Annotated in this window: 1 pseudogene; it reads left to right on the top strand. The window is 55.6% G+C overall.

The features are described from left to right. Nucleotides 1-12: 12 nt before the first annotated feature. Nucleotides 13-419 (top strand): annotated as a pseudogene (locus Q1A75_RS24105) (transposase); the annotation flags it as partial.

Here is a 419-nt window from a genome sequence, read left to right as displayed (position 1 = left end):
AAGGAGTGGACGATGAGAAAGACAACGAAGAGCCCTGGCGAAAAGATCGTCAAAGACATTAAGCGCGCCACGCGCAAACATTATTCATCCGAAGAGAAGATCCGGATCGTGCTGGATGGCCTGCGCGGCGAAGACAGCATTGCCGAGCTGTGCCGCCGCGAAGGGATATCGCAGGGTATCTATTACAAGTGGTCCAAGGACTTCATGGAAGCTGGGAAGAAGCGGCTCGCTGGTGACACAGCGCGGGCTGCGACCACAGATGAGGTCAAGGAACTGCGTCGGGAGGCAAAGGATCTCAAAGAGGTCGTCGCGGAGCAGACGCTTGAACTCCGCCTTCTCAAAAAAAGCATGATAGGCGATGGGGGCGACCACGAATGAGGTACCCTGCATCAGAGAAGTTAGAGATCATCCGGCTGGTC

It is taken from the genome of uncultured Tateyamaria sp., assembly GCF_947504105.1.
Taxonomy (GTDB): Bacteria; Pseudomonadota; Alphaproteobacteria; order Rhodobacterales; family Rhodobacteraceae; genus Tateyamaria.
This window is presented reverse-complemented; position numbering and strand designations above follow the sequence as displayed.